This window comes from Neisseria sp. P0009.S007 (assembly GCF_051962515.1).
In genome coordinates this window covers 1-323 of record NZ_JBQCVF010001004.1, presented here as the reverse complement: position 1 = coordinate 323, position 323 = coordinate 1, and the positions used below count along the sequence as shown (strand labels likewise).

The window sequence follows — 323 nt, the reverse complement described above, 5'->3', positions numbered from 1 at the left end:
GCCTTCAGGTACGGCCACATCACCGTAAACCGTCGGCATCCTATCAACCTAGAGAGCAATCCATGTCTAAAAATCAAAACTACGAAGAATACCAAGACCAAGACGACAACCGTCCCTTAAGTATCGAAGAGCAACGCGCGCGTCTGCGCCAACTCATTATCATGGGTAAAGAACGCGGCTACATCACTTATTCCGAAATTAACGACGCCCTGCCCGACGATATGTCCGATGCCGAGCAAATCGACAACATCGTCAGCATGATTTCCGGCCTGGGTATCCAAGTAACCGAGCAAGCCCCCGATGCTGAAGACATCCTCTTGAGC

General features: G+C 50.8%; 1 protein-coding gene. It reads left to right on the top strand.

Going from position 1 to position 323, the window contains the following annotated elements:
- Window positions 1-62: 62 nt before the first annotated feature.
- Window positions 63-323, top strand: a 261-nt coding sequence (locus ACTHS3_RS17515; protein WP_440368698.1) for an RNA polymerase sigma factor region1.1 domain-containing protein, incomplete at its 3' end; no start/stop codon positions are given.